This window comes from Frankia sp. CcMO1, assembly GCF_977945845.1.
In genome coordinates this window covers 1-3,637 of record NZ_CDWTMG010000350.1, presented here as the reverse complement: position 1 = coordinate 3,637, position 3,637 = coordinate 1, and the positions used below count along the sequence as shown (strand labels likewise).

Here is a 3,637-nt window from a genome sequence, read left to right as displayed (position 1 = left end):
CAGATCCAGATCCTGGACATCGACCCGCCCCGGACCCCACCCCGGACCCCGGATGACGCTCACCCGGACGTCATCACCTTCATCGGCCGGATCGACGGCACGGTCATCACCGTGGGAACGCAGCCCAGCGTCCCGCGGAGAACCCCAGTCGTCGTTCTCCGCACCCAGTCGGCCCTGCTCAACGTTCTCTGCGTCGCGCATCTCGTGCCGGACGAGGCGCATCGGCTCGCCGCCCTGTTGTCCAGCGCCGCGCTCGCCACCGTGGGGAGCTCCGCGTCCCAGCCCCCCGGTGCTGCACCGCCGCCTGCCGACCTCGCCTCCGGGGTCCGCTCGCGGCACATCATCTCCGCTGGGGAAGGATCGAGCGCCGCGGAGCTCCGTCACGCGCTGGCTCTGCTACCAGCGGGGGCACGACTCGTCGATTTCGTCTCCGACACCGACGTCGCCCTCATCTTCAGCGTCGACGATCCACCCTGGCCGACGATCAACCTGGGCGGGGGGCCGTCCGGGTGACCGAAGGCCCGAGGCCCGGCCATGCGCCGTTTTAATCATCGAAAGGACGGCCAGAGCCGTGAGGGCAGCGGACCGACCCGACAGGCACCCAGCCGAGGCAGGCACCGCGCAGAGGCAGACACCCGACAGGCCACGCCGCCGTCCCGGCCATGTCCGGAATCCCGCGAGGAGGAGCACTAGCTTCACCAAGAGTGATCGATCGTACAAGTCTGTTCGCTTCCCCGGCCCAGGACAGCCCGACGACACCGGTAGCGGCACCGATGACGCTCGCTCGCGTCACCACCAGGCTGCGCCCAGTGATCAACGCTACCGGCGTCCTGCTCCACGGAGGGCTCGGCCGAGCTCCCCTGTCCGCGGCCGCCCGCGCGGCCCTCGACCTGGCAGCCGGCACGACCGACCTCGAGCTTGACCTCGGGACCGGACGGCGAGGACGACGAGGACGTACCGCCCTGGCCGCGTTGGCAGCCGCGGTGCCCGCAGCGGCGGGCGTGCACATCGTCAACAACAACGCGGCAGGGCTGATCCTCGCGGTGACGGCGCTGGCCGGGCGGCGGGAGATCGTGGTGAGCCGCGGGGAGCTGGTGGAGACGGCGGACGGGTTCCGGCTGCCCGAACTGCTGGTCTGCACCGGGGCTCGGCTGCGGGAGGTCGGCACCACCAACCGCACGACGCTCGGGGACTACGCCGACGCGATCGGGCCGGAGACCGGGCTCGTGCTGCGCGTGCATCCGTCCAGCTATCAGGTGGTGGGGCTGACTGACACCCCTGCGATCAACGATCTTGCCGCGCTCTGCGCCGACTTCGAGATCCCCCTCGTCGGTGACTGCGGCTCCGGGCTGCTGCACCCCGAGCCGCTCCTCGCCGATGAACCCGATGTCACGACCTGGCTCGGCTTCGGCGTCGACGTGGTCACGACCAGCGCGGACAAACTGCTCGGCGGGCCTCAGGGCGGCCTGCTGCTGGGACGTGCCGACCTGATCGACCGGATGCGTCGGCATCCGATGGCCCGGGCAATGCGGGCCGGAAAGCTCACGCTCGCCGCGCTGGAAGCCACCCTCAGCCACCCCGACTCCCCTGTCCGGCAGGCGTTGCACGCCCGACCGGAACGGCTGATGACGCGGGCCGAGACGCTCGCCGCGTGGCTACGGCGTTCGGGCATCGCAGCCTCGGCTGTAGCGAGTCGTGCGGTCGTCGACGGCGGGGGTGGATCGTCGCCGCAGCCGAATGACGCCGCATTCCGTCGATCGGGCAGCCACCAGCGCGAGGGCGCACAAGACGAAGACGACATGGCCCCGACGGGCCCCGCGGGCGGTCTGACGATCAGAGGGTTCGGCGGCTTCGGTCCGGAGCTGCCGAGCGCCGCGGTGGCCCTGGAGGCAGTCATCGCCGCCCCCCTGCGCCAGGGCGAGCCCTCCGTGTTGGGCCGGGTCGAGCAGGGATGCTGCCTGCTTGATCTGCGGACCGTTCCGGTGGAACTCGATCCCGTCCTCGCCGCCGCCGTGCTGACTGCCGCGACCGAAGCCGGCGCGACCACGATCACCGATGCCCCGACCGAGCCGCACATCGCCGAGGATGCCGACGTCATGACGATCGAATCCATGGCCATCCCGCGCGCCACCGTGCCCGGCCGACGGACGCCGTGAGCCTCGGCCGCCCCTACGACTCCCCGGCGGTCGCCGTCGCGGTGAGACGGCTGGGCTCGGTCGCCGCCGCGGTGACCCTGCTCTGCTACGGGCTCGTCCACCTGCTCGTCTGGCCCGGCGCACCCACGGGGACCCCGGATGAACGGTACCGGTGGAACGGGGAGTCAACGCTACTCGACTCGTTACCGGGTGAGGCGGTCTGGAGCATCGGCGGCCTGCTGCTGGCAGCGACCCTGCTCGGGCACGGCGTCGGCGCGGCGGGACTCGCCGGGCTGCCCCTGGTTCACCGCCACTGGCTGGCCGCGACCGGATTCGGGGCGGCCTGTTCGCTGAGCCTGTTCGCGATCGCCTGGCCGGGGCTGGAACCCACCGCGACGGAGTTCAGCGCCGGTCCGATAATCAGCGGGCTGCTGCTGGCGAGCACGCTCGTCACCGGCTGGGCCCGGCACCACCCGCCCCACGCCGTCGCGTAGCGCGGTCCCGCTGCGAGGTCGAACAGCTTCGCCTGACGTGCGACCACCGCGCCGTGGCCCTCGTCGGCCGCGAGCACGATCCCTCACGATCAGTGGACGGCCGATCCAAACCTCGATCTAACGCTAAAACAACGGAGAAATAAGCGATTCACGGTTCGCTCGGCGGCGGCGGGGACCCGCGTCGCATCTTCGCATGTGGCGGGCCCGCCGACGGGCCTAGACATCAGAACATTATAGTACAAATATTATAAATTCCGGCATATAGCTCAAACTTCCGATTCGGGAAGCTTGATTACCCATCGGCATCGATGCACCTCTTACGGAGACCGGAAGCCGTAGAGATGGTTCAGTATGCCGTTGTGTACTGGTTGCGCTGATTGTGATCCTTCAAAGAGTACGGTGGATGCAGTCGGCCACCTCGGATAGCGGCGTCCAGGGGGACGTAATGAAGTAACAAATACGTGATCGAGAGCATCATCGCAGGTCACAGGCCTGTGGAGGGTTCGAAACGCGCAAGTTATTTCATTTCGACTCCCAGGGAGTCACGCAATGAGCGGGTACGACTATTCGGTTGCCATCCTCGGTAGCGGCATCGCCGGCTCGACGCTGGCCAATATCCTCGCCCGACACGGTCACAGCGTGGTTCTGATTGACAGTGGCACGCATCCGCGTTTCGCGCTCGGGGAGTCGACCATCGGTGAGACGACCTATCTGCTGAAGTTGCTCGCCCAGCGGTTCGACGTCCCCGAACTCGGCCATGTGAGCAGCTTCGAGGGCGTCCGCTCCCACGTCACCTCGGCCTGCGGGGTGAAGCGCAACTTCGGATTTGTCTACCACCGCGAGGGTGCGCTCCAGAACCCCGAAGAGGTCACTCAGTGCAGCGTCTCGGAGTTTCCGAACGGCCCGGAAATGCACATGCACCGCCAGGACATCGATGCTTACCTCTTCTATACGGCCGTCCGTTACGGGGTCTTCGAAGTTAACCGGGGTGGGCGTGAGACCCCAGCC

4 protein-coding genes are annotated in these 3,637 nt (G+C 68.4%); all 4 read left to right on the top strand.

The window, feature by feature from the left end:
* Window positions 1-513, top strand: a 513-nt coding sequence (locus AC08OU_RS23595; RefSeq protein ID WP_476605845.1) for a hypothetical protein, incomplete at its 5' end; no start/stop codon positions are given.
* A gap of 260 nt (window positions 514-773) precedes the next feature.
* Window positions 774-2,156 carry an L-seryl-tRNA(Sec) selenium transferase gene (selA, locus tag AC08OU_RS23590; protein WP_476602255.1) on the top strand — a complete coding sequence of 461 codons (1,383 nt, stop codon included), beginning with the start codon at window positions 774-776 and terminating at the stop codon, window positions 2,154-2,156.
* A complete protein-coding gene (locus AC08OU_RS23585) occupies window positions 2,153-2,629 on the top strand; it encodes a hypothetical protein (protein ID WP_476602254.1) in 477 nt (158 codons plus the stop codon). The genes selA and AC08OU_RS23585 overlap by 4 nt, the downstream gene beginning before the upstream one ends.
* Before the next feature lie 549 nt (window positions 2,630-3,178).
* A partial coding sequence (locus tag AC08OU_RS23580) for an NAD(P)/FAD-dependent oxidoreductase (protein WP_476605844.1) occupies window positions 3,179-3,637 on the top strand: 459 nt, incomplete at its 3' end.

Coding starts and splice junctions, on each gene's coding strand:
- selA (WP_476602255.1), top strand. CDS start 774: ATGACGCTCGCTCGCGTCACCACCAGGCTGCGCCCAGTGATCAACGCT.